This is a genomic window from Gemmatimonas sp., assembly GCF_044345575.1.
Classification (GTDB): Bacteria; Gemmatimonadota; Gemmatimonadetes; order Gemmatimonadales; family Gemmatimonadaceae; genus Gemmatimonas.
The window spans coordinates 1-3,819 of sequence record NZ_JBIJAW010000306.1 but is presented as its reverse complement, the minus strand read 5'-3'; the positions used below and the strand labels follow the sequence as shown (position 1 = coordinate 3,819).

Below are 3,819 nucleotides of genomic sequence, written 5' to 3'. Positions count from 1 at the left end.
GGATGCCCGGGCTCGTGCTCGTGGTCCGGGTCGTGGTCGTGCGCCGGATGCGCGATCACGTGCAGCAGCGAGCCACCGACGAGCGCTTCGAAGAGCGTGGCCGCGCGCGCGGGGAGCTGCGAAAAGAGCGCCGGTTCCACCAGATAGCCCACCACCGTCATGGCGGCCATGAAGGCCAGCACCATCCACGGTACCGCGCGATGGCGGTCGCTCAACACCCACCACACCATCAGGCTCACGGGCAGCTGGTGCAGCACCACGCCGAAGCCCAGCAGGCTTGTCTCGCCGACGCTGGCGGCGGCCAGGGCACTCCCATCGAGGGCGGAGTGGATGGCCACGCCGAGCATGGCCAGCACCATCACGGCGAAGTGGGTCTGGCGCACCCCGAAGTTGAGCAGCCGTTCGGCGAGCGAGGGAAGCGTGAAGCCCGCCACCATGCAGACAAATACCAGCACGTCGGCCGTGGCCAGCGCATGCGGCACCACATCGAGCAGCACCAGCCCGCCGATGCTCACGAGCACGAACCCGTCGATGAACGTGAGCACCGACGGCCGCGACCGGGACCACCGCGCGAAGAGCGGCCCCGAGCCCAGTAGTCCGAGGCTCGACATCAACAGCGCGTGGTTCACCGTGACATCCCGATGCGTATCATGGTTGAAAGATCACTATCGGGAGAAGTGGGGGCTACGGTCCCTCGACGTTCTCGTCCGCCTCGACGTCTATGTCCGCCCACTCCGGGAACGGGTCGGGGAACGTCGACCATAGCGACGGGCCGGCCTGCATCTCCGCTGCGGTCACGAGGCACTCGTCAAGCAACAGGGTCAGTGCGGCTCGGTCGAGCTGTTCTCCGATAATGACGATCTCCTGCCGGCGATCACCAAGTTCGGGATGCCAGAGGGCCTCGATTTCGGTGCGCTGCTCGTCGTCGACATCCCAGTGGTCGGGATCGCTGGCCGCATACCAGTACCCGGCCGGGTTTACCTCCAGTAGTTGCCCAGCCTGCGCCCAGCTTCCCACCAGGTCGGGACGGGTGGCCGTCCAGAAGTACCCCTTGGCGCGCAGGACCCCCGGCAACCCCTCATCCACACGGGCCCACAAACGTTCCGGATGAAACGGACGCCGTGCCCGATACACGAAGCTGCCGATGCCATACTCCTCGGTTTCCGGGATGTGCTCGCCGGCGAGTTCCTTCTGCCACCCCGGCGCGGCCTCGGCGCGTTCGAAGTCGAAGAGATGGCGCCCCAGGATCACACTCGGCGCCACCACGCCGCGGGTGGCCGACACGAGCTCGGCCTCCGGATTGAGGTGGTGCAGAATGGCCCGCAGGCGGCCCTGCTCTTCCTCACTCACCAGGTCGGATTTGTTCACGATGATAATGTTCGCGAACTCCACTTGATCGATGAGCAGATCGGGAATCGTGCGCTCGTCGTCGTCGCCAAGCGAAAGCTGCCGGGCCTTGAGGTCGTCGAGCGAACCGAGGTCGGCGAGGAAGCGATACGCATCAACCACGGTGACCATGGTGTCGAGGCGCGCGACCTGTGCCAGCGAAACGCCCTCCTCCGTCTCGAAGGTGAAGGTCGCCGCCACCGGCATCGGTTCGCCGATGCCAGTGCTTTCGATGAGCAGATAGTCGAAGCGCCCTTCGGCAGCGAGGCGCGCGACTTCCTTGAGTAGGTCATCACGCAACGTGCAGCAGATGCAGCCGTTGGTCATTTCGACGAGCGTTTCCTGCGTGCGCGACAGTGCGGCGTCACCGCCGCGCACGAGTTGCGCGTCGATGTTGACCTCGCTCATGTCGTTCACGATGACCGCCACGCGCAGCCCGTCGCGATTGGCCAATACGTGATTGAGCAGCGTGGTCTTGCCCGCGCCGAGGAAGCCGGAGAGCACCGTGACCGGCAGGCGCCGATCACAGGCGAGTGTGGCGGGCGCGCTCACTTCGACTCCCGGTAGATCACATGACGCTGAACGTGGGGGTCGTACTTCCGCTGCTCCAGCCGCTGCGGCGTGGTGCGCGGGTTCTTGGTCGTGACGTACATGTGATGGCTCTCGGTGGAGCGCAGCTTCACGTGGACTCGGCCGCTCTTGGCCATGAGGAACTCCGGCACCAATGGTTGACGGTATGGTATTGCGATCCTAGTATCAATAAATGCTCCCGCAAGCCCCTTCCCGGTCGCTCCGGCTCCCCGTCCTGCTCGACCAGCAGTTCTGGTTTCTCGGGCATGACATCCACCACACGGCCGGCAACGGTCTGGAACGCTATGGCTTTCAGCGGTTCCGATCGGCGGATGGCGTCGGTACGAGCTGCTACCTGCTGCCCCAGGCGCCTGGCGTGGCGTTGGTGTGCTGGGGGTTCGGCGCCTACCTCGGCGCGATCTGCGAAGAGAACGGCACTCCCCCGAGCGGTGATGCCGGAACTGGGGCAGCCGGCGTCCTCGTGCAGCGCCACTCGGTCACGCCACGGCTCGTTGTGGCACCACCGACGGTTCCGCTTCATCGGCTGGCCGACTTGCCACGCACTCGCGCCCCGCGGTCACGCGGCGACTGGCAGCTTGTCCACACCGGCTTGCGTACACTCGCCGAGCGATTCGCGGACTACGAACGGTGGGCCCGTCGCGCGCTCGGGGAGCCGTACCGCCTCGACACGCTGCGCACACTTCCGCGGCACAAACGCCGCAGGTTCGAACCGGTGAGTGATCTCAGCGCGTACTGGGAGCGCTGGCGCCAGTAAGCCACGCGCGCCAGAGGGTCAGTGCGCCGGTGCTTTCGGCTGCCACCCGCCGAGCGCGTCGTGCACGATACTCGCGCAGAATTGCCGCCGCGCGCTGCTGAAGCTGTTCCTCATCGGCGGTGGGGGCAGCCCCCTTCGGGACGGCGTATACGAACGTCGAGAGCGAGTCGCGGCCGCTCGCGAACTTGTACACCGTTTCGATGCGGCGAAAATCGCGCGGTACCAGCTTGCCCGTGCGATCGCCCTCTTCCCCAGCCTGCACGAAGAAATCCACGGCGACGTCCGGGTATCCGAACAGATAGCCGTAGCCACGCCACCGCGCGGCTCGGGGCGCGTTCTCGACGGCGGCGAGGATCTCCTGCGGCGCCGTGGACGGCGTCACCCCCAGCGATGCAAAGAAGGGCGCGTATCGAGTCACCATCGCGCGCAACGCGCCGCGGTGAAAGACCACCATCGACGTGTTGCGGATTTCGCTGGAGTCACGCGTGCGCTGCGTGGCGGTGAACACCTGCACAGTGAGGCCGATATCGCCACACGAGAGCGCCGCGGCGACGCGGCGTTGCTGCTCCATGGTGGAGAGCGTGGCCGAATCTAGCGTGGGCGCAATGCGCAGTTGCAGATCGCGCACATCGCTCGAGATCGGCTTGAGACCGCCCGCGAGCGTATACAAGCCCTCGCGATCACCGAACTCCAGCAGGATCTGCTCGGCGACGCGCTGGTCGGCTGGCGAGAGCGCCGAGATATCGAAGCAGGAGGTACTGACGACGGCCGTGGGTGGCGCAACGCCCACCCGTGCCGATGGCGCACAGCCACCGGTCAGGGCCAGCCCACCGAACAGCGCCCCGACCAGGATGCGCCCGATCGCTACACGTCTCAGCGGCGTGGTCACCGGTCCCCCTGCGGGCTAAGCATCCGCTGGTGGACAGCGGCCACCACCGCCCACGCCACGCACGCCGCGACCACGGTATCGCTCAGGTAGTGCGCCGTGGCCATGACCCGCGTGAGCCCGCATCCCGCGGCCAGAGCGTAGAACACCCACCGGGCGCGCGGGAACAGGCGCGCCAGCGCGAAGGCTCCGGCGAACGCGA

General features: G+C 66.8%; 5 protein-coding genes and 1 pseudogene. 1 reads left to right on the top strand and 5 read right to left on the bottom strand.

Annotated elements, in window-relative coordinates; translation table 11 throughout:
- From ACIQ6O_RS14145 to rpmG, 3 genes and pseudogenes are all read right to left on the bottom strand, one after another.
- Window positions 1-629 (bottom strand): annotated as a pseudogene (locus ACIQ6O_RS14145) (hypothetical protein); the annotation flags it as partial.
- A 55-nt stretch (window positions 630-684) separates the two neighbouring features.
- Window positions 685-1,938, bottom strand: coding sequence for a zinc metallochaperone GTPase ZigA (zigA, locus tag ACIQ6O_RS14140; protein WP_396208426.1), 1,254 nt, complete (start codon window positions 1,936-1,938; stop codon window positions 685-687).
- Window positions 1,935-2,093 carry a 50S ribosomal protein L33 gene (gene rpmG / locus ACIQ6O_RS14135; protein WP_396208427.1) on the bottom strand — a complete coding sequence of 53 codons (159 nt, stop codon included), beginning with the start codon at window positions 2,091-2,093 and terminating at the stop codon, window positions 1,935-1,937. The genes zigA and rpmG overlap by 4 nt, the downstream gene beginning before the upstream one ends.
- Window positions 2,094-2,149: 56 nt before the next feature.
- Here rpmG and ACIQ6O_RS14130 point away from each other — a divergent pair, with 56 nt between their 5' ends.
- A complete protein-coding gene (locus ACIQ6O_RS14130; RefSeq protein WP_396208425.1) occupies window positions 2,150-2,731 on the top strand; it encodes a hypothetical protein in 582 nt (193 codons plus the stop codon).
- Here the strand turns inward: ACIQ6O_RS14130 and ACIQ6O_RS14125 are convergent.
- Entirely contained in the window at window positions 2,700-3,620 is a 921-nt protein-coding gene (locus tag ACIQ6O_RS14125) for a hypothetical protein (protein ID WP_396208424.1), read from the bottom strand. The genes ACIQ6O_RS14130 and ACIQ6O_RS14125 overlap by 32 nt on opposite strands.
- On the bottom strand, window positions 3,617-3,819 hold a 203-nt coding region (locus tag ACIQ6O_RS14120; protein WP_396208423.1), incomplete at its 5' end, for a phosphatase PAP2 family protein. The genes ACIQ6O_RS14125 and ACIQ6O_RS14120, both read right to left, overlap by 4 nt.